The organism is Psychrobium sp. nBUS_13 (assembly GCF_051201665.1).
Classification (GTDB): domain Bacteria; phylum Pseudomonadota; class Gammaproteobacteria; order Enterobacterales; family Psychrobiaceae; genus Psychrobium.
In genome coordinates this window covers 2,315,767-2,337,582 of sequence record NZ_CP179210.1, presented here as the reverse complement: position 1 = coordinate 2,337,582, position 21,816 = coordinate 2,315,767, and the positions used below count along the sequence as shown (strand labels likewise).

At 40.3% G+C, this 21,816-nt stretch carries 17 protein-coding genes, 5 tRNA genes and 4 pseudogenes; 18 read left to right on the top strand and 8 right to left on the bottom strand.

From position 1 onward, the window contains the following. Positions 1–92 precede the first annotated feature (92 nt). The 9 genes and pseudogenes from ACMAZF_RS10710 to ACMAZF_RS10670 all read left to right on the top strand — a co-directional run. Positions 93–182 (top strand): annotated as a pseudogene (locus tag ACMAZF_RS10710) (secondary thiamine-phosphate synthase enzyme YjbQ); the annotation flags it as partial. 61 nt (positions 183–243) lie between these two features. Then, entirely contained in the window at positions 244–987 is a 744-nt protein-coding gene (locus ACMAZF_RS10705) for a methyltransferase domain-containing protein (RefSeq protein WP_435273839.1), read from the top strand. Between the two features lie 81 nt (positions 988–1,068). Then, a complete protein-coding gene (gene dnaQ / locus ACMAZF_RS10700; protein WP_435273838.1) occupies positions 1,069–1,800 on the top strand; it encodes a DNA polymerase III subunit epsilon in 732 nt (243 codons plus the stop codon). A 36-nt stretch (positions 1,801–1,836) separates the two neighbouring features. After that, complete coding sequence (locus tag ACMAZF_RS10695) at positions 1,837–3,162, top strand: TIGR03503 family protein (protein WP_435273837.1); 1,326 nt, start codon at positions 1,837–1,839, stop codon at positions 3,160–3,162. 155 nt (positions 3,163–3,317) lie between these two features. Next, positions 3,318–3,394, top strand: a tRNA-Asp gene (locus tag ACMAZF_RS10690). Between the two features lie 27 nt (positions 3,395–3,421). Continuing rightward, positions 3,422–3,498, top strand: a tRNA-Asp gene (locus tag ACMAZF_RS10685). A 46-nt stretch (positions 3,499–3,544) separates the two neighbouring features. Next, a tRNA-Asp gene (locus ACMAZF_RS10680) sits at positions 3,545–3,621 on the top strand. Positions 3,622–3,724: 103 nt separating this feature from the next. Continuing rightward, positions 3,725–3,801: transfer RNA gene (locus ACMAZF_RS10675), tRNA-Asp, on the top strand. A 38-nt stretch (positions 3,802–3,839) separates the two neighbouring features. Further along, positions 3,840–3,916, top strand: a tRNA-Asp gene (locus tag ACMAZF_RS10670). An 884-nt stretch (positions 3,917–4,800) separates the two neighbouring features. On the opposite strand, the gene fadE is transcribed toward ACMAZF_RS10670, so the two are convergent. The 4 genes from fadE to ACMAZF_RS10650 all read right to left on the bottom strand — a co-directional run bounded on the left by fadE (position 4,801) and on the right by ACMAZF_RS10650 (position 10,968). Further along, positions 4,801–7,221 carry an acyl-CoA dehydrogenase FadE gene (gene fadE / locus ACMAZF_RS10665; protein ID WP_435273836.1) on the bottom strand — a complete coding sequence of 807 codons (2,421 nt, stop codon included), beginning with the start codon at positions 7,219–7,221 and terminating at the stop codon, positions 4,801–4,803. Positions 7,222–7,378: 157 nt separating this feature from the next. Beyond that, positions 7,379–9,619, bottom strand: a complete 2,241-nt coding sequence (locus tag ACMAZF_RS10660) for a hypothetical protein (RefSeq protein ID WP_435273835.1) — start codon at positions 9,617–9,619, stop codon at positions 7,379–7,381. Positions 9,620–10,381: 762 nt separating this feature from the next. Then, complete coding sequence (locus ACMAZF_RS10655) at positions 10,382–10,510, bottom strand: hypothetical protein (protein ID WP_435273834.1); 129 nt, start codon at positions 10,508–10,510, stop codon at positions 10,382–10,384. 152 nt (positions 10,511–10,662) lie between these two features. After that, on the bottom strand, positions 10,663–10,968 hold the full coding sequence (locus ACMAZF_RS10650) for a hypothetical protein (protein WP_435273833.1): 306 nt from the start codon (positions 10,966–10,968) through the stop codon (positions 10,663–10,665). A 453-nt stretch (positions 10,969–11,421) separates the two neighbouring features. Between ACMAZF_RS10650 and ACMAZF_RS10645 the strand changes: the two are divergent. Next, positions 11,422–12,108, top strand: a pseudogene (locus ACMAZF_RS10645) (IS1595 family transposase); the annotation flags it as partial. Between the two features lie 154 nt (positions 12,109–12,262). Then, positions 12,263–12,505, top strand: a pseudogene (locus ACMAZF_RS10640) (transposase); the annotation flags it as partial. A 179-nt stretch (positions 12,506–12,684) separates the two neighbouring features. Here ACMAZF_RS10640 and ACMAZF_RS10635 read toward each other — a convergent pair. Together ACMAZF_RS10635 and ACMAZF_RS10630 are read right to left on the bottom strand one after the other, a co-directional pair. Further along, positions 12,685–12,978, bottom strand: coding sequence for a type II toxin-antitoxin system RelE/ParE family toxin (locus tag ACMAZF_RS10635; RefSeq protein WP_435273832.1), 294 nt, complete (start codon positions 12,976–12,978; stop codon positions 12,685–12,687). Further along, the gene (locus ACMAZF_RS10630; RefSeq protein ID WP_435273831.1) at positions 12,978–13,217 is read right to left on the bottom strand and encodes a type II toxin-antitoxin system ParD family antitoxin; all 240 of its coding nucleotides are present in this window, start codon (positions 13,215–13,217) and stop codon (positions 12,978–12,980) included. The genes ACMAZF_RS10635 and ACMAZF_RS10630 overlap by 1 nt, the downstream gene beginning before the upstream one ends. 289 nt (positions 13,218–13,506) lie before the next feature. Between ACMAZF_RS10630 and ACMAZF_RS10625 the strand changes: the two are divergent. After that, positions 13,507–13,644: pseudogene (locus tag ACMAZF_RS10625) on the top strand (transposase); the annotation flags it as partial. Between the two features lie 36 nt (positions 13,645–13,680). Here ACMAZF_RS10625 and tnpC read toward each other — a convergent pair. Then, a complete protein-coding gene (gene tnpC / locus ACMAZF_RS10620) occupies positions 13,681–15,102 on the bottom strand; it encodes an IS66 family transposase (protein ID WP_435273830.1) in 1,422 nt (473 codons plus the stop codon). A gap of 242 nt (positions 15,103–15,344) precedes the next feature. On the opposite strand from tnpC, the gene ACMAZF_RS10615 reads away from it, so the two are divergent. Next, complete coding sequence (locus ACMAZF_RS10615; RefSeq protein WP_435273829.1) at positions 15,345–16,229, top strand: IS982 family transposase; 885 nt, start codon at positions 15,345–15,347, stop codon at positions 16,227–16,229. A gap of 258 nt (positions 16,230–16,487) precedes the next feature. Continuing rightward, complete coding sequence (locus ACMAZF_RS10610; RefSeq protein WP_435273828.1) at positions 16,488–17,285, top strand: class II glutamine amidotransferase; 798 nt, start codon at positions 16,488–16,490, stop codon at positions 17,283–17,285. A gap of 241 nt (positions 17,286–17,526) precedes the next feature. Here ACMAZF_RS10610 and suhB read toward each other — a convergent pair whose 3' ends face one another. Next, positions 17,527–18,330 (bottom strand): inositol-1-monophosphatase, encoded by an 804-nt coding sequence (gene suhB, locus ACMAZF_RS10605; protein ID WP_435273827.1) that lies wholly within the window; start codon positions 18,328–18,330, stop codon positions 17,527–17,529. A gap of 359 nt (positions 18,331–18,689) precedes the next feature. On the opposite strand from suhB, the gene trmJ reads away from it, so the two are divergent. The 4 genes from trmJ (at position 18,690) to iscU (ending at position 21,806) form a co-directional block, all read left to right on the top strand. Continuing rightward, positions 18,690–19,433 (top strand): tRNA (cytosine(32)/uridine(32)-2'-O)-methyltransferase TrmJ, encoded by a 744-nt coding sequence (trmJ, locus tag ACMAZF_RS10600; RefSeq protein ID WP_435277227.1) that lies wholly within the window; start codon positions 18,690–18,692, stop codon positions 19,431–19,433. A 111-nt stretch (positions 19,434–19,544) separates the two neighbouring features. Continuing rightward, a complete protein-coding gene (locus ACMAZF_RS10595) occupies positions 19,545–20,039 on the top strand; it encodes an Rrf2 family transcriptional regulator (RefSeq protein WP_435273826.1) in 495 nt (164 codons plus the stop codon). 147 nt (positions 20,040–20,186) lie between these two features. Next, on the top strand, positions 20,187–21,401 hold the full coding sequence (locus tag ACMAZF_RS10590) for an IscS subfamily cysteine desulfurase (RefSeq protein ID WP_435273825.1): 1,215 nt from the start codon (positions 20,187–20,189) through the stop codon (positions 21,399–21,401). Positions 21,402–21,431: 30 nt separating this feature from the next. Continuing rightward, positions 21,432–21,806 (top strand): Fe-S cluster assembly scaffold IscU, encoded by a 375-nt coding sequence (iscU, locus tag ACMAZF_RS10585; RefSeq protein WP_435273824.1) that lies wholly within the window; start codon positions 21,432–21,434, stop codon positions 21,804–21,806. The last annotated feature ends 10 nt before the right edge of the window (positions 21,807–21,816 follow it).

The window sequence follows — 21,816 nt, the reverse complement described above, 5'->3', positions numbered from 1 at the left end:
TGGCTATTAGGATTGAGAGCAACGCCATTTTAGTTAATTTTAACAAGTACAAGTGGGCAAATATTTAATGCAATTGGTATAATGACCGATTAAACCTAGGCACTTGGCAGGGAATCTATTTGTGTGAGCATCGCGATCAGGGTGGCAGCAGAGCACTTGTCATTACGATTAATGGTGAGTAGCGATTTAGTGAGATTTGCGATATCTTAGTGCTATTGTTTAATAAAAAGAGCGACTTAGTCTGTGTTTTTTAAGCCTGCATTTAGTAATCACCGTGTATTAGCGCCCAGTGGCTGGCAAGATATTGCCCAAGGCGATTGGCTTAAAGATAATGTAGAGCAAGCTATTGCCCCGTGGCTATCCCATATCTTTGGCTATCATCTCTTAAAAGTGGGTGCATTAAGTCATCAGCTAAACACCGACAAGTGTCTTATTAAGCATCAATTTGGCATAGCACCCGGCGGTGGTGCAGATGTGGTGGCTGACTTATCTCGTCTACCGCTACTTGAATCAAGTATTGACGCGTCTATTTTGGCATTGAGCCTTAATTTTCACCATAATCCTCACCAGTTATTACGTGAGATAAACCGCGTGACAGTTGCTGGTGGGCATATACTTATCATTGGTATTAATCCGTTTAGTTCACTAGGGTTAATGAGTCTTAATCCGCAGCTCAGTCATAAATATCCGTTTAATGGTCGACTGTATTCTCAAGCCCGCGTTCAAGATTGGCTTGCTGTGTTAGGGTTTAAAGTAGTTGCATCGCAAAAGCTTGTGTACTCTAGCTTACTGCTTAAACCGCATTACACCCGCTATTTACAGTCGTTTTTGTCTCATAATGTACCTGGCATTGGTAGTTTTTACTGCATTATGGCGAAAAAACTCGTGCGTCCGTTAACCCCCGTTAAACCGCGCTGGGCTATGCATAGTCCGCCGTTGCTAAATCCTATTACCAGCATGCAGTCCAACCAGAAACAAATTAAGTAGTTCAAGTCGTTGTTAATGAATTTGTGTGGTTGAGTTGATAGACTAACCCCAATTAATGTTTTTGTTTAAGGAAGTGTGTTAATGAGCACATCGAGTTATAAGCGCCAAGTTGTATTGGATACCGAAACAACGGGTATGAACCAAGCTGGCGGACCAATTTATTTAAATCATAAAATCATCGAAATTGGTTGTGTTGAAGTAATTAATCGCCGCTTAACTGGTCGTCATTATCACGTCTACATTAAGCCTGACCGTTTAGTGGATCCTGAAGCGTTTGAAGTTCATGGTATTAGCGACGCGTTTTTACGCGATAAACCCACGTTTTCGCAAGTGGCTGATGAGTTTATTGACTTTATCAGCGGTGCGGAATTAGTTATCCATAACGCGCCATTTGATGTCGGCTTCATGGATTACGAGTTTGATTTACTTAATCGTGGAATTGCTAAAACCGCTCAAATGAGCGGCATTTTAGATACCTTGGTTATGGCAAAGGAAATGCATCCAGGGCAACGTAATAGCCTTGATGCGTTATGTAAACGTTATGGAATCGACAACTCATCACGTGAGCTTCACGGCGCATTACTTGATGCTGAGATTTTAGCTGACGTTTATCTAGCAATGACAGGTGGTCAAACAAAACTGAATTTGACCAATGTTGGCGATTCAGACGCGCAAAGTTCAGGCGGCAAAATTAACCTTGATCCATCATTGGTATTAAATGTGCTTAATGCTAGCGATAGTGAGCTAAACGCGCACCAAGAACGACTTGATGTTGTCGTTGCCAAAGGCGGCAGTTGTAAGTGGCTTGATTAAGCCAATTTCATGTATTTGATAGAAAGGAATTTTAGGGTGTTTCGACAATTATTTTTAATCGGATTAATCTGTGCAAGCGTCGTTTTGCCAGCAAAAGCGAATAACTTCAATCCACAAGATGATGCGTCGCAGCAAAAGATAAAATTGTTGTCGAATCGTTTTCGTGTCGACCAAGCCGTTGACGCGTTGGTATTTATCATTGAGCGTAAACCAGGCTCAGCGCCCATTATTCTTGTACGACCTGACGGCAGTAAGTTGTATGCAACCAGAGCCGTCGAAGGCGTGAAGTGGGTTGATGCAAATGCTGGCGACATGATTGAAATAAAACAACCGATGATAGGCCCGTGGCAAATTGTCGGCGATATATTGCCAAGTAGTGAAATTCGACTCGCGACGTCACTTGCCCTTAAGGTTAATGAATTTCCTAGCGAGTTGTTCGTGGGAGAAGTTGTTAAGTTAACAGCACGTATTGAATTCAATAATAAACTGTTAGCACTTGGCCGGGTTGATGACTTAATTAAGCTTCAGGTTTTTTTGCGAAGCACCACTGATTCATCAGCGCCAAATTTTGGGGCAGGAACCTTTACCATCGGTCAATACATTGATGATGGGCAAGGTTTAGATGAGCGACGCGGTGATGGCGTATTTACGGGGCGATTAGATTTAGACAAACCTAACGGTCCATATACCTTATTAGTGCGCGGTGGTAATAAAGTGTTTGAGCGCGAATATTCGCAGCCATTATATTTGCGCCCCCAACCTGTTAAAGTCGATTTGATATCAGCAGCCATTGATGGTCAATATGCACTGCGCTTTATTACTAATGAACAAGCTGTCGATATGTCACAAATGGCTCTACAAGTTATTGTTCATCATCCGGATGATACGAAAGAGCATTTAAGCGTCAGTAATCTTGCTCCGACGCATCTATTACGCCTCGAAAATGTCCAAAAGCCAGGTCGTTATAAAATTGACCTCGAAGTCTTTGGTACAACGCTTGATGGTCGTGAGTTCAAATATAGCATTGAACAAATGAAGGTTAAGATTGATGTGCCAGCAGCTAAAGAAGTAAAAGCGCTGAAAATCGAAGCTGATAAAGCTCGTAAGGCAAAGTTTAAACGAGAGCAATTGCTTAAACGTCGTAAAGCAGCCCAACAGAAAGCAGATGAAGAAAAGTCGCTAATTATTATCATTGTCATGGTCAATGTACTGGTTTTATTGTTAGGTGCGCTATTGATGTGGTTATTCTTACGTAAGAAGAAGCCTAAAGTGCCAAAAGAAGACGCCGATGGGGGTAAAGACGATAAAAAGAAAGACAAAAAAGAAGATAAAAAAGACAAAGAGTCTAAGAAAAAGAAATAGTTGCTCAAATATTGCTTTTTTTGACGTAAATTTCAGCGGTTAAACGAAAAAAACAAACTTATTAAAAAAACTGGTTGACTCATTTGGGGGGGATACGTATTATCCACCCCGCACTCAAGGAGACGGGCTAACAAAGTTTGTTTCCACTAGATTGCGGAGTGGTAGTTCAGTTGGTTAGAATACCGGCCTGTCACGCCGGGGGTCGCGGGTTCGAGTCCCGTCCACTCCGCCAATTTTAGAGTAGTGTCGCATTGTTTGCGGAGTGGTAGTTCAGTTGGTTAGAATACCGGCCTGTCACGCCGGGGGTCGCGGGTTCGAGTCCCGTCCACTCCGCCAATACAATGTAAAAAGAAGCGATGTAGAACTTAGGTTTTATTAATGCGGAGTGGTAGTTCAGTTGGTTAGAATACCGGCCTGTCACGCCGGGGGTCGCGGGTTCGAGTCCCGTCCACTCCGCCAATTTCTTCTTTTAAGTTTGAGGTTAAGTTATGTATTTATGCGCTGGTGACAAGTAATTAAATTATTGATTAGCTTAATCTAAAACAGCAATAACACGATGTGTGGAGTGGTAGTTCAGTTGGTTAGAATACCGGCCTGTCACGCCGGGGGTCGCGGGTTCGAGTCCCGTCCACTCCGCCAATCATGTTATAGATAATCGTTCTACGGTTCACAGTTGTGGAGTGGTAGTTCAGTTGGTTAGAATACCGGCCTGTCACGCCGGGGGTCGCGGGTTCGAGTCCCGTCCACTCCGCCAACACCGTTCAATGCGATATCTAATAAAAAACGCCAGCCTTAGTGCTGGTTTTTTTATGTCTAAAAGTCATCATTTTATGGTAGTTCTTAATACGTTCTTTTGATATGCACATCTCACTGCGTAGCTCATTTTCATAATGTTTGGTGAGAGTTCCTCACGAAAGAGTAAAGTGATCTAATTGCTCTTCAATCCGAGTCGTACTTATACCAATTCCATTGAATAACTAACCACTTGTGCTTGCTAGAATTTACAATAACTGCGTTGCTCTCAATCCCAATACAAGCTATTACTCAATCGAGTGCCTTGTTCTAGTTATACCAATTGCATTAAATATTTGCCCACTTGTACTTGTTAAAATTAACTAAAATGGCGTTGCTCTCAATCCTAATAGCCAGCTATTACTCAATCGAGTGCCTTGTTCTAGTTAATTCTTCCTAAGCACAACGAGAGCACCTAAGTAATGGAATTGATATTACATTCTTTTTCATAGGTAGTGCTCACAGTAATCCCATTGTCAGCCAATTTAAAAGGCGTTAATGTCTTTATACTACTAAGCATGCATCAACAGAGCTGAGACTATGCTTAACTTTAAAGAAGGGCTCGTCCGTGTTCTGTATAAATATGTTGATGGAAACGCAGGGCTCAGATGTGACTTAGTCAGTCCTTAAATCACCATTCATCGATCTCCATGATATATTGCCTACGAAGATATTTGATCGTATTGGATTTGACGCGACGAGAGATTGATAATCCGATAACAGACAGCGGCATTGATGCTGTTTAGTTGACCCTAAATGCAATGAAAGTCAAAGTAGTTACTATTGCCAAACAAAAAGGGCTAGTAAAACTAGCCCTTTGAATTCAAATATTACCGCGTTACTAAGTTAGCTCTTTACCACTAAATCTTCCGGTGCAAAATCATCAACATTGATTGATTTTAAGCGGCCAACTTCAGTCTTGCGTAAGTGCTCAGCTTCATCTTCACTAATGTAACCAGCAGCACGTGCTTGGTCAGCTAATTTGTCTAAGAAAATAAGTTGTTCTTTCTTACCAGACGCTTTACTGATTTTAGCAATGATCGCTTCAGCATCAATGACATCGCGTAATGTCTGCTCTTGAATACCAACCACGTTAAACTCAGTTGGTTTCCAATATTGACCAGCACCAATACGGTCACGTGTCATGTTTGGTGTTTGTAAAATCTTAGAGATTTCATGATCAAGTTCATCATACGGCGCAACAAGTGTAATACCAGTAGGGTACATAACAGCGCGCAATACTTTGCCAACCCATTTAACTGGGAAGTTACGTAACAGTTCATCTAATGCAGTTTGTGCTTTAAATAATGAGTCACGAGCAGCCCAATGAACAAATGGCAAATCAGCTTGCTGACGACCTTCATCATCAAAACGCTTTAATGTCGCACTTGTTAAGTATAACTGACTTAAAATATCACCTAAACGTGCAGAGATACGCTCTTTACGTTTTAATTCTCCACCTAAACACGCCATTGCAACGTCAGACAAAAACGCTAAGTTTGCAGAAAAACGGTTCATGTGTTGGTAATAGCGTTTAGTGTCATCACTAAATGGTGATGTAGAAAAACGGCTATTAGTTAAGCCTAACCAGAAGCTACGACAGAAGTTACTAATAGCGAAACCAATATGACCAAATACCGCGTTATCGAAATCTTCTAATGCAACACGATCGTCTTTTTGACCAGCAGCATCAAGTTCAGCAAGAACATAAGGGTGACAGCGAATAGCGCCTTGACCATAAACGATTAATGAACGTGTTAGGATATTTGCGCCTTCAACGGTGATAGCAATTGGTGCACCTTGATAACCACGACCAACGTAGTTATTTGGACCTAAACAAATACCGCTACCGCCGTGAATGTCCATTGCGTCAATAACACAACTTTGCATACGGTCGGTTAAATGCAGTTTTACAATAGCTGATACAACCGATGGCTTCTCGCCTAAATCGATAGCACCCGTGGTCATTGTTGTCACAGCATCCATTAAATAAGCATTACCACCAATACGTGCTAATGGCTCTTCAATACCTTCCATTTTACCAATGGCAATTTTAAATTGACGACGAATGCGTGAGTAAGCACCAGTTGCAAGTGCTAGGGTTTTTACGCCACCGGCACTGTTCGATGGCAGGGTAATACCACGACCAACAGACAGACATTCAACCAGCATTTGCCAGCCACGACCAGCCATTGAAGGGCCACCTATAATGAAATCAAGTGGGAAGAACACATCTTCACCACGTGTTGGTCCATTTTGGAACATCACGTTTAATGGGAAATGACGACGGCCCGTTTCAACACCTTCGATGTCAGTAGGAATAAGCGCACAAGTAATACCTAACTCTTTCTCGTCCCCTAACAATCCATCGGGATCATCAAGTTTAAAGGCAAGACCAAGCACAGTTGCTACTGGTGCTAGCGTAATATAACGCTTGTTCCAAGTAACACGCATCCCCAGAACTTCTTCGCCGTTCCACTGTCCTTTACAAACTACACCGCGATCTGGAATTGCGCCAGCATCAGAACCTGCTTCAGGGCTGGTTAATGCAAAACACGGAATTTCATCACCTGATGCGAGACGTGGTAAATAATGATCTTTTTGTTCGTCAGTACCATAATGCTGTAACAGCTCGCCAGGACCTAATGAATTAGGAACACCAACAGTCGATGCTAATACAGTGCTAACGCCCGACAGCTTTTGCAATACACGCGATTGTGCATAAGCAGAAAACTCTAAACCACCATATTTTTTCTTGATGATCATGGCAAAGAAGCCATTATCTTTTAGGAACTGCCAAAGGTTTGCTGGAAGGTCTGCTTTTTCATGACAAATTTCATGTTCATTGGCCATGGCACAGGCTTCTTCAACGGGACCATCTAAAAATGCTTGCTCTTGTGCGCTTAAGCGCGGAGCAGGGTAGTTATGCATTTTTTTCCAATCCGGTGCGCCTTTAAATAAGTCGGCTTCCCACCACGTGGTACCTGCATCAATCGCTTCTTTTTCAGTGCGTGACATTTCAGGCATGATAGAGCGATAAATCTTTAGCAAATGTACACTAATGTATTGCTGTCTAAATGACGTAACGTTTAATGGCACTGCTACAACGATAAACAGTAACCAAATCAACGTTGATACGTGAGTGGTTAAGGATAAGATAAATAACGCAAGGGTGATTGCGCCTGTGAAAGTAATTAAAGATGCACGTTTATAGGCGAGGGTACCCAAGCCAAAAATGAATGCAATAATGAAAAGTGAAATAAACACGTAGATTCTCCTATAGATGTTACACTTTTTAGTAACTCGTCCTACCAGTTTAACCGATCTAAAATGTAAAACACTAGTTTTAATCGAACAAAGTACAAAATTAAAAAGCCCAACACGCCGAAAGGCTTGTTGGGCTTAATTTCTTACGAGCGATTTATTATTTTTTGGGCGCTTGATTTAGAGAAATCAATTTCGTCTTACTCACGCGATATCGATAGATCTCTCGTAAATATTTGATCGCACGCTTAACATTTTCTGCGCTGAGTCGAATATCATTAATCGAGACAAAGCGCTTTTCATCATTGCCAAGAATTTCGCGATACTTCTTCTCGTACATCGGTTTAATAGCATGCCAGTTGGTGTCTAAAATCTTCGCTGGATTTTCGAATTCAGAAATCATGTTATCGAGTTCTTCTTCGTTGAAGTTGTCAGCAGTAATCATGTTTAAGAATATTTCGTCAAACTTGTCATTAAAGCAATACTCTTCTTTTGCAAAACAACGCTTCACATAAGACACAATCAGCGTTAAGAAATCATCACTCAAACAAGGGCTTTTCGCCACCAAGGTCGTTAATGAAATGTTCTCTGACGCGCCAATAACTAAGGCATAACGCTTAAGGGTCGTGTTAGGGAACAAGCTATTAAGATGAGTCTTCAGACGATTAAGGTCCATATACGACAGTTTATAATCTTTTGGCAATGAAATAATCGACACGACTGACGAACACTTATTAAAGAACAACACATCTTTTAATTTGCTGGTATCAAAATTGTTCGCACGGCATGCTGTTAGCAGCTCACGGTAGCGATCAGCTTCCATCGGCAATAAACTCACGCCTTCAATTGCACGTGTATCTTTATTAAAGTGTGGTAAATCAATCGAGCGGAAAAATAAATCATCAATGTCTAATTCCACTAACTCGCTTGGCCCAGGTTGACGACCATCAATAATTGGCGCTGTTTTTTTAACCGTTGATTCCGCATAAGCGATAGTGACAGGACCCGCCAAACTCATGAATAGATCATTGGCATCCAAACGAATCGTCTCACTAATATCAACGCCAGCACTACGGAAATAATCTTGATCGTAATCTTTAGTCACCGCTTGCGCGGTTAAGATGTTAAAAATTTGCTGAGAAATATATTGGTTGGCGTATTTTTCCATGGTGTTCACATCGACATTTTGCATGTCGCCACCATCGGCTTCTTCGGCATAACGCATGATGTCATTAGAAATTAACATCATCGAGTTCCATGGTCTTAATCGGTCGACAATAGAGATGTTCTCGTCATCTTCAATGCGATCGAGATTATATGAGAAGTCCCATTCTTCTGACAGATACTTACACAGTAAACGACCCGCATTAATATGCAGCGCTTCAGATATTTCTACCGACTGACAAGCAATGTTTGGCAGAATACAAATACCACTACTAAAGATTGGCTCAAATACAAACGAATCGCCGTCATGTTCATGGGATTCACGTTTCTTGATACGTTTTTCAGTGTGGAGTGTCTTGCTCATATAAGCATATTGCTGCGCCAAGCCAAATTCTGACGCCATGCCAGATCCTGTACCACCACCAGCACTGAAAATATAAAAGAACAAACGAGACTGATTGGCTTTAATACCACAAGAGTCAATCATGTAAGAATGAATGGCTTTCCAATCTTTATTTAAAAAGCGCTCAGCGCCTTTATTTAAAATAATTTTTGCTAAGTACTGACCTAATACAGGGGCATTACCAGAACCACCGGCATGAACTTCCGACAAATCCATGATCTTCATCTTGGAATAGCCATCAACCAAGCTGTCTTTCTCATCCATGTAGGAATAACGGACACGACCGTCGATATCTTGATCTAAATCCCCCAAGATAACAAAGGGCTCAATCAAGAAAGCAGCGCGTTTATCATGGGTTTTGTTAAAACCAATATTGCGCTTTATCCAGCGAGTTGCTGATGAAGATTTTTGATTTTTCTTCGTATTGGCTTCTGATTTTTGAAAATCATTAAGGTAATAATTACGTGCGTTATAAACAAGATTTGCTAAATCGAGCGATACATTTGAACCACAACGCCCTAAACCCACCAAACAAACAGACGGGAATTGTGCATTGATTTGATCTTCCACCGTAAACTTGTCGTGAACAGGGTAGATCTGTGTTTTAAGCTCAGCAAGATTTTCTAAAACCCGATGGGTGTCTTCTTCAACAAAATAAATATGTTTAGAATTAGGGGTAAAGTCGTCTTCATCTGTGACTCTGCGTGTCGGTGCTGAAGTTGCTTTTGATGCCTTATCCAATTCGATATCTGAATGCTCGGCGTTCGATTGGGTGCTTATCTTAACATCGCTTTTCAAGACCTTCGATTTGAGCGAGTCGTCAGTTGTTTCCATGTCGCCTTCCTTCACATTTCCAAAGTAAGGGATGCAAGAAGCACCCATAAAAATCTATATATTACAAACAATAAAGTATTAAAATTTAAATGTGAATAACACTAAATCATTAGGCGTTAAGAAAATATAACAATTTCTTTATTAAATCGGTATTTAAGCGATAATTTGATTAATTCAATCAAGGTATATTCTTCACGAAATTCATTGCCATCAAATTTGTTATGTTCATAGAAAATATTTATTCTGGATTTAAATTGGAACAGTCCCCCATTGATTTTTGAACTGTTGGTTAGAAGACGTCATTAGATGGATATATATGCGCTCTACTAGTTGATTGAATCGCCGTTTATCGGTGCGCAATGTTTCAACGGCACTGTAATTAACAATTAAATCATCTGGCTCTAATTGCACAAAACCGGGTCTGATGGTTGCGATGAGATGCTGGTTTTCGCTAGGCTTCCACGTTAAATCTAACCCAACGTTTGTTTCGTTACTGTCATCAATTAAATCAAAACTATTGGTGAAGTAGGCGCTTGTTCTTGTGTACTATTCACTATTATTGGTGAAAATTTATAGATAAACTTTTTTTCTACTGCGACTGGTGTCAGGATATGAAGACGCTTGGCTATCGATAACATTGAAGCGCTGAAAATAAACGTCAATCTCTCTGTATTCTCCTGCTTGGTTCTGATAACTCGCCGTTGTCAATGCAATGAAAAATTCGCCATACCAATAATCGCCTTGCTCACTAACGCGTACCTGCTAGTCGCCATCCCAATCTCTATTAGATTGATTACCGCGACTATAGGTGCCATCCATCGTACCGCCACCAAGTGTTGCTACAAATTCATAGGTTGTATCACCGTCATTATTAAAATCGATAAAAACCATATTAATACCAAGTTGACAAAGTTATTGCCCACTTTTGCTGGTTAAAATAAAATGAATGTTGCGTTGCTTTCAATCCCAATAGCCAGCTATTGCTCAATCAAGCGCCTTGCCTTCATTTGTTTTTCCTTCGCAAAACAAGATCACAAACTTAATCAAATTGGTATAAAGTCGGCACTGGTGCGATGATCATGCCCGCTGTATTTTCGTGAGCGCTCCGGCTGGAAGTTCTTAAAGGCGATATAAATACCCTTATCATCTGTTTTCAGATAAGTCGTCGTAGGGTATTTAGGTTTATCACCGGTATTAGGATAGCTCAGTTTGAAATCATCAAATATCTGCGCACCTTGCCACTCAATCGAATCAATCGTCCCATCAATGACGACATCGTTTTGCGCTGTTACACTAAAAGTCGCTAGCGTCGCCATTAAAAAAATGAGTGTTTTATTTTTACGTTTCATCCGTTATTTCTCAATCATAAAAAGAGACACTACTGTGCATAATTCCGTTTTAAAAAAGGTGACCAATAGGTGACATGTATCTGAAATTATTTGACTGGTGGGCGTTTGGGGCGAATTGTTAGTTGATCCCCTGAATTAGCCGAATCATCTTTTATTAGGTTTGTTAAAATACTGGCTAAAAATCTAGATTAAGAATCAAATAAGCGGATTACACATCTAGCAAAAGAACACTGGGATTTGCCGACTAAAATTATGAAATTAGAGGATTGGTTAGTTTTATGAGTCTGGGTGTATTGGTACAGAAAAATTAATTGTCGAGTTGTGTTATCTCGCTAATTTAAATGACAAATAGTGACGATTATTAATAAAATAAACACTGTTCATTTGCGGCGCTGTTGTAGCTAATTGTTGTCTATACTCAATAGTGAGATTAACTTATTGAAGGCATTGGTAATCAATACTAAATCATTTGTAAGTAAGCTTAACCGGATAACGAAACAACGTTCCTCGATGACTCCAGCGCAAAGAGAGATAGTTCATCAGTCAATTCAAGCCCTAGAGGCTGAAATCAGTACCGATGAAATTATTCAGCCTCTTTTTGACCTATCCCCACAATGCCCTCATTGCGAATCCACTCAATTGAAAAAGTGGGGGAAATCAGGTGCGATACAGAGATACCGCTGTAAAGGTTGTCATAAAACCTTTAACAACAAGACTAAGACACCATTCGCTCGATTACATAAACCTCATCTGTGGGAAGATTATGCCCGTTGTATGCAATTAAAATTACCCCTAAGAGAAGCTGCCGAGGTTTGTGGTATTAACCTTAAAACGGCTTTCTTATGGCGACATCGTTTTCTGGTTGCTCAAGCGGGTAAAAATGACGATAAGCTATCGGGAATTATTGAAGTTGATGAGTTTTTTCTAGCTTACTCAGAAAAAGGTTCGAACACTTTAGCGGAGCAACGTCAGCCCAGAAAACGAGGGGGCGGCATCGATAAACGAACCAAGGATGGTCAAGTTGCCGTTCTTTTATCGATAGATCGCAGCAACCATATGATTAACCCTATGTTAGCGGCTGATACAACGGCAGAAATAGCAGCGAATTTAGCTGAAAATATCACTGAACACTCGGTATTATACCAATTACATTAAGTAAGTGATCTTGTTGTGCGTAGAGAAAATCAGCTAAAACAAGGCGCTCGATTGACTAATAGCTGGCTATTAGGATTGAGAGCAACGCCATTTTAGTTAATTTTAACAAGTACAAGTGGGCAAATATTTAATGCAATTGGTATTATGCAGCGATGGTTGTTGGCCCTATGTGGCAATTGCCAAACAAAAACATGGTGACCATAAGCGGTTAATCAACGGTGAAATCAGAGTAATAGATGAGGTGTACCATATCCAAACGGTGAATGGCGCGATAGCTAACTTTAAAGGCTGGATTAACGGAAAAATGAAAGGTGTGGCAACGAAGTATTTATCTAATTATCTTGCGTGGTTCAGGGAAAGTAACGCCAAGCTAGATAATTAGTCGCGGCTTACGGGTGACAACAGTATTTTGGAACAGCGCCTCATTTGCACAGTTTAATAGTTAGGGCGAAACTTGCGGCATTTGCATTAGATTTATACATAAAAAAAGCTAAAATTAATGCCAGTGTGCTTTAAGTACTTGTGCTAATTAGTTTTATATATTAGATTGTTTTTATTTTTCTAGAGTGCGGAGTTAACATCCATGCTTTTATGCAATATACGCACTATCAAAATTTGATTAGCTTTATGCTCTTTGTAATAGATCACATGGCTAGCTTGAGGGTACTTGTTGTAACCTTCTCTAATATAATCGCAATTAATACCTAACTCTGGTTCAGTGGCTAATAATTTAAACGTATTATCTAATATTTTTAAATAATCATTTCGCTGAGCCTTGCCCCAAGTTAATTGGGTATATTTAGCTATTTTAATTAAATCTGATTTGGCTGTCGAAGATAATAGAAACTGACTCATTAATGGTTATCGTTATCTAACTCAGCTAATAAACTGTCATAACTGTAATCAGAAATGCCGCTTTGTTCGCCTTGGATTAGCATATTGCGTAAATTTAATAGTTTAGCTTCTTGATCTTCTAAAGCTCTTAATCCCGCTCTAACAATTTCACTTGCTGAGCCATAACGACCAGTGTTAAGTTGTTGGTTTATAAATTGATCAAAATGATCGCCCAATGTTACGCTTGTATTTTTCGCCATAATGTAAACCTCATAAATACCAATATATATTGGATTGTGGTATAAAAAATATAACAAGTCAATTAAGCAGGAAAATTTACAGCTGGCTGTTTTCACTGCGTTCAACATTTTAGCCAGCTATAAATTTCCTCTTATTGAGGCGTTGAGGCTGTAGAATTTATCAAAAAGAACGTTTTTACGTTCTTTTTTAGTTTTAGCATCGTTGTTCAATAATTAAGCTTGAACGGTGATCTGGTCTGTGAACTAATGGTTATTATCCGTTGCGAGCAAACGAGATGGCCACTTTCCCATAACAAGATGCAAACCAGACTTATCCTGTCAAAACAAATTCATTCCCGTTGATTTTTCCGAACAAATTATGCCCGGCACGTTTGAATATGCACTAGCTCATATTGTGGATAATCGTCTCGATTTGTCGGGCTTTGATAAACCGCTGGTTCTGGTATTCATAGATGAAACGTAACTACTCAGCAGGGGGGAAGATATTTGGTAGTGCTCCGTTTAATAATAATGACAAAGCAGTAGACGCACTGACTCCTTGTTTTTTACAACTTGACAGGTAGCTTCTAAGGCCAAAAAACATGACGGAACCATGCTTGCTTCTAAAGCAGCCCGATATCTTTTGCTGAACTTTCACCATTCTCAAATCATTTTCACCCTGATTGTTCGTGAAAGGCACAATTTTATCCACCATAAATCTGAGTACATCATCTTCGTAACTCTGTAATCGCTCTAATAAATTGCGCGATTTTGATTTCTTAGGGCGTCCACGTTTCCCGACGATTATCGCTGGCGGAGGGCTTTCGTGTTCACCCTCTTTTAAAATATCTCGATATTGAAGGCGACTCATTAATTGTCTTTTGTCGCTAATCACTCCACCGCTATCTTCAACTTCCTGATTAAGCTCTATTAAAAAAATACGCATCGTTTCAGCCCAGCTCTTGCCATCCTGTTCGTATGCACGTGTGAGTTCTCGCAGATGATGAGCATTGCATAAAGCATGTTGACAATCATAACGATAGTACGGCTTCCAGTGTTCATGACACATCACACCAGTGAAGTCGGGTAGTATTCCAATGGCATTGATGGCATCACAACCTCGTTTCTCATGAGCCGATAGATAGGTCCATTTTAATGATGATGCATTGTGTAACCATTGACGTTGACCGTTAATGTTAATGCCTGTTTCATCAGCATGAAGCACTGATTCATTCTTCAAACTTTCCTTGATGAATTCAAGCGCATTCGTCTCATCGAGATGACGGTAAGCTGTATTAATGAAGTTGTACAGACTGCCACTACTCAGTGGAATGTTAAGTTGGTCGGTAAAATATTCACGAATACGCTCGTAAGGGAGTAGCTGATATTGAGACAAGTAAACCGCGTGAGCCTTTAGCCCATTACCATATTGAATTCGACTATTAACCCCCGTTGGAAATGGAGCAACGAATCGCTTACCAAATTCGTTTTCAAGAATTTGGGCTTGGTATTGAGTTACGACGCGCTTAAACTCTATATCCACTACCTGACGGGTTTCCACCCCCATATCGGTATAACTTCCTGGTGGTAATAGCGTTCTATCAAGAACTATTTTATGGTTGATATCAGGTCGTTCATCAAGCGGTAAAGTTGTTCCTTTATGACCGAGTTGCCCACCCGATGCATTTGAACTATTAGCGTTAGGCTTCTTTTTCCGATTAGGATCTGATGATGGTGGTTTACTGCTATTTCGACTGTTAAGGCCTAACCGTTGGGACAATAAAGTGACGATAAGCAACAATAAATCGATAGCGGCACGTATTGATGGGGACAATGTTTTATCCGTCTCGATTTGCTTTTTTATGTTGTCGATATTTTTTTCAATATCGATGCCGCTTATTTTCATTGCTCAAACTACTGAATAGAGAGACCCATAGAATAACGGCTCAGAATGATCAAGCAAGTCGATCATTTTTTATTTTTCAATTAATTTAAAACACTAGCTTTGAAGTGCTGAGTAGTTACGATGAAACTAATTTCAAAATTACTTAATTAACCTGAACTCGGGATAAAAATTGAACTAATAGCCCACCTAGTGATCAGATCTTTCGAACAAGAAACGATTTAAACACTATAAACGGTGAGCGTATGGATAAGTTAGTTGAAATATTTTGTGATGTCGATGATTTTTGTGAAGTTTTTATTCCTCAATGGGAAAAGCAATTACTGTCTGATGGGACGAGAAAGCGGCAGCGTAAAGGTCGAATGGCCACAAGTGAAGTGATGACTATCGTTATTTTATTCCATATGTCGAATCACAGAGACTTTAAAAACTATTACATCGGGTTCATTCAGCGTTTTTACAAAAAACAATTCCCATACTTGCTTAGTTACACACGATTTTTAGAAGTCATGCCAACGACATTAGTACCGTTGTGCAGTTATTTTTCTGCGATTAAGGGGCAGCCTACAGGCCTTGAATTTATTGACTCTACAAGCATTAAAGTTTGCCACAATTTAAGAATCCCACGCCATAAAACATTTGATGGAATTGCTAAACGAGGTAAAGGGACTATGGGCTGGTATTTTGGATTTAAGCTCCATTTGATAGTGAATCACCTAGGAGAGATTGTTGCAGCGAAAATAACGGCTGCGAACGTGCATGATACTCAACCCGTTGAAGGTATGGCATCAGACCTGCCAGATAAACTCTATGCTGATAAGGGCTACATAAGTAAAGCATTAGAAAGTAATTTGCTAGAACAAGGAGTCACTTTAGTAACAAATGTGCGAAAAAATATGAAAGCAAAGGTACTGTCTATTTGGGATAGGGCCATGCTATCTAGGCGATTTATTATTGAAACAATCAATGACCAATTGAAAAACATTTCACAAATTGAGCATTCCAGACATAGAAGCATGAATGGCTTAATGTTAAATCTCATTGCTGGGCTTGTGGCTTATTCTCTGAAAGAAAACAAACCACAACTAAATATCACTGACGTTGAGATGAATCAGATCGTCGTTTCTTAAGCCGATCTCAGGTTAATTAAAACCATTTTAAAAACTCGTATTTCATTGGTCTACGGTTTGTTGAGGCGAGTGTAATTTAATACCGAACTTTGTTTTCCTTGGTAACTGAGAAAAATCGAATATTTTCTGGTAGTATCCATAAATTAAATAGATTCCTATAATTTTAGGGTTCTAAGCTGCCTCCATAACTGCCTCCCTTTTGTGATTCATTCAGTTGTGATTTGTTTAAATTTTTGTTTTTGAAGTGAGTTTTATTTTATGTGTGAGTTGTTAGGCATGAGTGCCAATGTGCCGACAGATATTGTGTTTAGTTTTACAGGATTAGTAGAGCGTGGCGGTGTTACTGGCCCACATAAAGACGGGTGGGGCATTACGTTTTATGACGGCAAAGGATGTCGTTGTTTTAAAGATCCGCTGCCAAGCTGTGAATCGCAGGTGGCTGAATTAATTAAGTCTTATCCGATTAAGAGTGAAGTGGTGATAAGCCATATTCGACAGGCGAATCGCGGCGACGTTAATTTAGAAAACACGCATCCATTTACTCGTGAGTTGTGGGGACAAAATTGGTGTTATGCCCACAATGGTCAGTTGTCTGATTATGAAACGCATTTAACGACGTCACGTTTTAATCCTATTGGGCAGACAGACAGCGAGCTAGCCTTTTGTTGGATTTTAGATAAATTGGCGGCTAAGTTTGATGCGATGCCTGAAGATACCTCATTGATTTTCGATTTTATTCGCGGTTTAGGTGATGAGTTAAAAGCATTTGGTGTGTTTAATATGCTGCTAAGTAATGGTGATTACTTGATTGCGTATTGTACTAATAATTTAAGTTGGATCACCCGCCGTACGCCTTTTGGTCAAGCAACGTTAATTGATACCGATATGGTGGTAGATTTTCATGAGGAAACAACGCCAAATGATATCGTGACGGTCATTGCAACGCGTCCACTGACTAACAATGAAGATTGGCACATTATGAATAGTGGTGAATGTGTAATGTTTAAGTTAGGTGAGAAACAGCATCAGCATATTCCTGTTGTCGTCGCTGAATAATACCAATTGCATTAAGTAAGTGATCTTGTTGTGCGTAGAGAAAATCAGCTAAAACAAGGCGCTCGATTGACTAATAGCTGGCTATTAGGATTGAGAGCAACGCCATTTTAGTTAATTTTAACAAGTACAAGTGGGCAAATATTTAATGCAATTGGTATAATCTAAGGCATTAAAAAAGCCCCCACATTAAATAATTAATGTGGGGGCTTTTTGTTATCTAACTTTGCTATTTAAGCAGTGATTAACGCGAAAGAGCAGGCGTTAAATGCGGACGCATTTTAGCTAAGATAGCTTTAACTACTTTTGGGTTACCAACAACGATGTTGCCTGAAGAAACGTAACCGTGGCCGCCAGTAAAGTCTGTAACGATGCCGCCAGCTTCTTTAACAAGTAATTCACCAGCAGCTGTGTCCCATGGCTTAAGACCGATTTCGAAGAAACCGTCTAAACGACCTGCTGCGACGTATGCAAGATCTAAAGCAGCTGAACCAGCGCGGCGCATGTCTGCAACGTCATCATACATATCAGAGAAGATTGATAGGTAAGTTTCTTTGTAATGCTTAACTTTGAATGGGAAGCCTGTACCAATCACAGTACCTTTAAGGTCTTTCGCTTTAGTTACACGAGTACGGTAGCTGTTAAATTGTGAACCTTGACCGCGAGTTGCCGTGAATAGTTCATCACGTACTGGATCAAAAACAACAGCTTGTTCAGTTTTGCCGTTGACTTTTAATGCAATAGAAACACAGAAATGTGGGATCCCTTTGATGAAGTTAGTCGTGCCATCTAGCGGATCGATAATCCATTGGTATCCACTTTGTGCATTGCCTTGTTCGCCACTTTCTTCACAGATGAATCCGTGATCAGGGTATGATTTTTTGATTACAGCGATGATTGCTTCTTCAGCAGCGATATCAATTGACGTTACTAAGTCATTTGAACCTTTTTGATTTGTTTCAACTTTATCTAGCTGCTCAGTTGCCTGCATAATTACTTTGCCTGCACTGCGAGCTGCCCGAATTGCAATATTTAGCATCGGATGCATAGTGTATACCTTTGAATTTTAAAGAACGGTTTTCTTAGTGCTTAGGCCCTAAGATTTAATCGGAGCATATATTATCAGAATAATGTTGGCTGACAAGTTTTATACGTAAAAATCACCACCTTGCTCACGCTTTTTCCTCAATATGATGAAGCGCTTAGGGATTGGGGGATTAATAGAACGATTCGAGAAATTAATAGAAGAAAACGACTTAATGTTTTGCTATCATGGCGCCCGTTATTTTTAGCCGTTTTCCTTGAATGCTTGTTGTATCGGGGTTTTCGTAAGCTAGAAAAGAGATAAAAGTCAGATTAAAGGTAGTTTTTGTGAGCAATCAAAATCCCGTAGATTCTTCAATGGCATTGTTGCCAAAGGTTAAAGTCATTTTAGTGGGCACCACTCATCCGGGTAATATCGGTAGTGTGGCACGTGCAATGAAAACCATGGGGCTGTCTGACTTGGTATTAGTTGATCCGCAAACGGAGATTGATGAAAAATCTCAGGCGTTGGCGGCTGGCGCAAAAGACTTGCTGGAATCAGTGACTATTGAAGCGACTTTAGAAGATGCGGTGAAAGACTGTGGTTTAGTCATTGGTACGAGTGCACGTTCTCGTACACTGCCTTGGCCGATGTTAGATCCACGCGAGAGTGGTATTAAGCTGATTCAAGAAGCGCCTAACTACCCGGTTGCCTTGGTGTTTGGTCGTGAGAATAGTGGCTTATCAAATGATGAATTGCAATTGTGTCAATATCACGTGTGTATTCCTGCTAATCCTGATTACAGTTCATTAAATTTAGCAATGGCTGTGCAAACCTTATGCTATGAAGTGCGCATGGCGGCCTTGGCGGGTGTTGAGCCTGTGAGCAATGATGTGCCGGAAGAGCAATATCCGTCGTCTGATAATATGGAAGGCTTTTATCAGCATTTAGAAGAATCGCTAAATCAAATTGGTTTCATTATTAAGGCGCACCCTGGTCAAGTGATGACGAAATTACGCCGCATGTATAATCGTGCACGTCCTGAAATCGTAGAATTGAATATTTTACGAGGCATTTTAACGGCGACTCAGCGCGGCAGAGTTGACACTGATAACGATAGCAAATAGCCATTTAGTATAATTAATCACTAATCCGACTAAATTAGTCAGGTATATACTTGACTAAATTAGTCGGGTTTGATGTAATTGCCAATACAGTAACTATTGCGAGGCAATGTAATGAAATTAACTTCGAAAGGACGTTACGCTGTAACGGCGATGTTAGATGTTGCATTACATCAAACACATGGACCCGTTTGTCTAGCAGATATTTCAGAAAGACAGCGCATATCGTTGTCTTATTTAGAGCAACTTTTCTCTAAATTACGTAAAGCGAAGCTTGTCGAAAGCATCCGAGGTCCTGGTGGCGGTTATCAATTAGCGAAAGAAGCAATTGAAATTTCTATTGGTGCCGTTATTGGTGCGGTAAATGATTCAGTGGTGGCAACACAATGTAAGGGTGATAAGCCTTGTTCACCAAGTGGACGCTGTTTAACACATTCTTTGTGGAATGATTTTAGCGTTAAAATGCAAGACTTTTTAGATAGCGTTAGTTTGGGCGAGTTGATGGGTAATTCTGAAATTATCGATATTGCGAACAAGCAGAATATGGCGCAAGAGCTGGCTGGTCATGATCAGCAAAATGAAATTTTTCACACTAACCAGTTGGGTTAATGTGGCGTGTGATGCCCAGTGGGTTTAACACACGAGATTGATGAACATTATAATAATTATAGTAACCATTAAGTAGTTAAACTTTAGCAGTTTTAGAATTAGCAATAGATAACCTTGATTACGCGTAGTAACGAGGTGGAGCAAGAAATGAAATTACCAATTTACTTTGATTACGCGGCAACTACGCCAGCGGATCCGCGCGTTGCGCAAAAAATGATTGATTGTTTAACGATGGAAGGTAACTTCGGTAACCCTGCATCGCGTTCACATCGATTCGGTTGGCAAGCAGAAGAAGCTGTTGACGTTGCTCGTAATCAAATTGCTGAGTTAATTAACGCTGACTCTCGTGAAATCGTTTTCACGTCTGGCGCAACAGAATCAAATAACCTCGCTATTAAAGGTGCTGCCAATTTCTATGCTAAGAAAGGCAAGCACATCATTACTTCAAAAACTGAGCATAAAGCCGTTTTAGACACGACTCGTCAATTAGAGCGTGAGGGTTTTGAAGTAACTTACTTAGAGCCACAAGCAAATGGCATCATCACATTAGAACAACTTGAAGGCGCATTGCGTGAAGATACGGTTTTAGTGTCTATCATGCACGTGAACAACGAGATTGGTATCATTCAAGATATCGCTGCGATGGGCGAAATGCTTCGCGCTCGTAAAGTGATTTTCCATGTTGATGGCGCACAAAGTCTTGGTAAATTAGACATTGATTTAAACGAATTGAAAGTTGATTTGATGTCTTTCTCTGGCCACAAAATCTATGGTCCTAAAGGGATTGGCGCTCTTTATGTTCGTCGTAAGCCACGTATTCGCTTAGAAGCGCAAATGCACGGTGGTGGTCATGAGCGTGGTATGCGTAGTGGTACATTAGCAACGCATCAAATCGTTGGTATGGGTGAAGCTTGTCGTGTTGCTGCATTAGACAGTGCAAAAGACAAAGAGCATATCGAACGTTTAAGCCAACGTTTAATTGATGGTTTAATGAAAATTGAAGAGACTTATTTAAACGGCGACCGTGAATTAGGTTACAAAGGCATCGTAAACATCAGTTTCAACTATGTTGAAGGTGAGTCGTTAATGATGGCACTTAAAGATTTAGCCGTTTCATCAGGCAGTGCTTGTACTTCAGCAAGCTTAGAGCCGTCGTATGTATTACGTGCACTTGGTTTAAACGATGAAATGGCGCATAGCTCGATTCGTTTTAGCGTTGGCCGCTTTACAACCGAAGAAGAAATTGATCACGCCATTGAGCAAATGACGCAATCGATTGGTAAATTGCGCGAAATGTCACCGCTTTGGGAAATGTTCCAAGATGGTGTTGATTTAGATAGTGTTGAATGGGTTGCCCACTAGGCGATTCGTTAAGAGACAGGAGATAGTACAATGGCATATAGCGAAAAATTACTCGATCATTATGAGAACCCACGTAACGTCGGTTCATTCGATAAAAACGATCCAACAGTTGCAACTGGTATGGTTGGCGCACCAGCATGTGGTGACGTGATGAAATTACAGTTGAAAATTAGCGACGAAGGCATTATCGAAGACGCTAAATTTAAAACGTATGGCTGTGGTAGTGCAATTGCATCAAGCTCATTAGTAACTGAATGGGTTAAAGGCAAGTCATTAGATGAAGCGGGCGCAATTAGCAACCGTGATATTTCTGAAGAGTTAGCACTGCCCCCTGTAAAAATTCACTGCTCAATTTTAGCAGAAGACGCTATTAAAGCGGCAATTGAAGATTACAAAGCAAAATAGTTTGATCGGC

Bases quoted from the DNA above. Each gene is read 5' to 3' on its own strand.
- ACMAZF_RS10635 (WP_435273832.1), bottom strand. From the start codon at position 12,978: ATGAGTCAGTTTCTATTATCTTCGACAGCCAAATCAGATTTAATTAAA.
- ACMAZF_RS10590 (WP_435273825.1), top strand. From the start codon at position 20,187: ATGAAATTACCAATTTACTTTGATTACGCGGCAACTACGCCAGCGGAT.
- ACMAZF_RS10610 (WP_435273828.1), top strand. From the start codon at position 16,488: ATGTGTGAGTTGTTAGGCATGAGTGCCAATGTGCCGACAGATATTGTG.
- dnaQ (WP_435273838.1), top strand. From the start codon at position 1,069: ATGAGCACATCGAGTTATAAGCGCCAAGTTGTATTGGATACCGAAACA.
- ACMAZF_RS10615 (WP_435273829.1), top strand. From the start codon at position 15,345: ATGGATAAGTTAGTTGAAATATTTTGTGATGTCGATGATTTTTGTGAA.
- ACMAZF_RS10660 (WP_435273835.1), bottom strand. From the start codon at position 9,619: ATGGAAACAACTGACGACTCGCTCAAATCGAAGGTCTTGAAAAGCGAT.
- ACMAZF_RS10595 (WP_435273826.1), top strand. From the start codon at position 19,545: ATGAAATTAACTTCGAAAGGACGTTACGCTGTAACGGCGATGTTAGAT.
- ACMAZF_RS10650 (WP_435273833.1), bottom strand. From the start codon at position 10,968: ATGAAACGTAAAAATAAAACACTCATTTTTTTAATGGCGACGCTAGCG.
- ACMAZF_RS10630 (WP_435273831.1), bottom strand. From the start codon at position 13,217: ATGGCGAAAAATACAAGCGTAACATTGGGCGATCATTTTGATCAATTT.
- suhB (WP_435273827.1), bottom strand. From the start codon at position 18,330: ATGCATCCGATGCTAAATATTGCAATTCGGGCAGCTCGCAGTGCAGGC.
- ACMAZF_RS10655 (WP_435273834.1), bottom strand. From the start codon at position 10,510: ATGGTTTTTATCGATTTTAATAATGACGGTGATACAACCTATGAATTT.
- tnpC (WP_435273830.1), bottom strand. From the start codon at position 15,102: ATGAAAATAAGCGGCATCGATATTGAAAAAAATATCGACAACATAAAA.
- iscU (WP_435273824.1), top strand. From the start codon at position 21,432: ATGGCATATAGCGAAAAATTACTCGATCATTATGAGAACCCACGTAAC.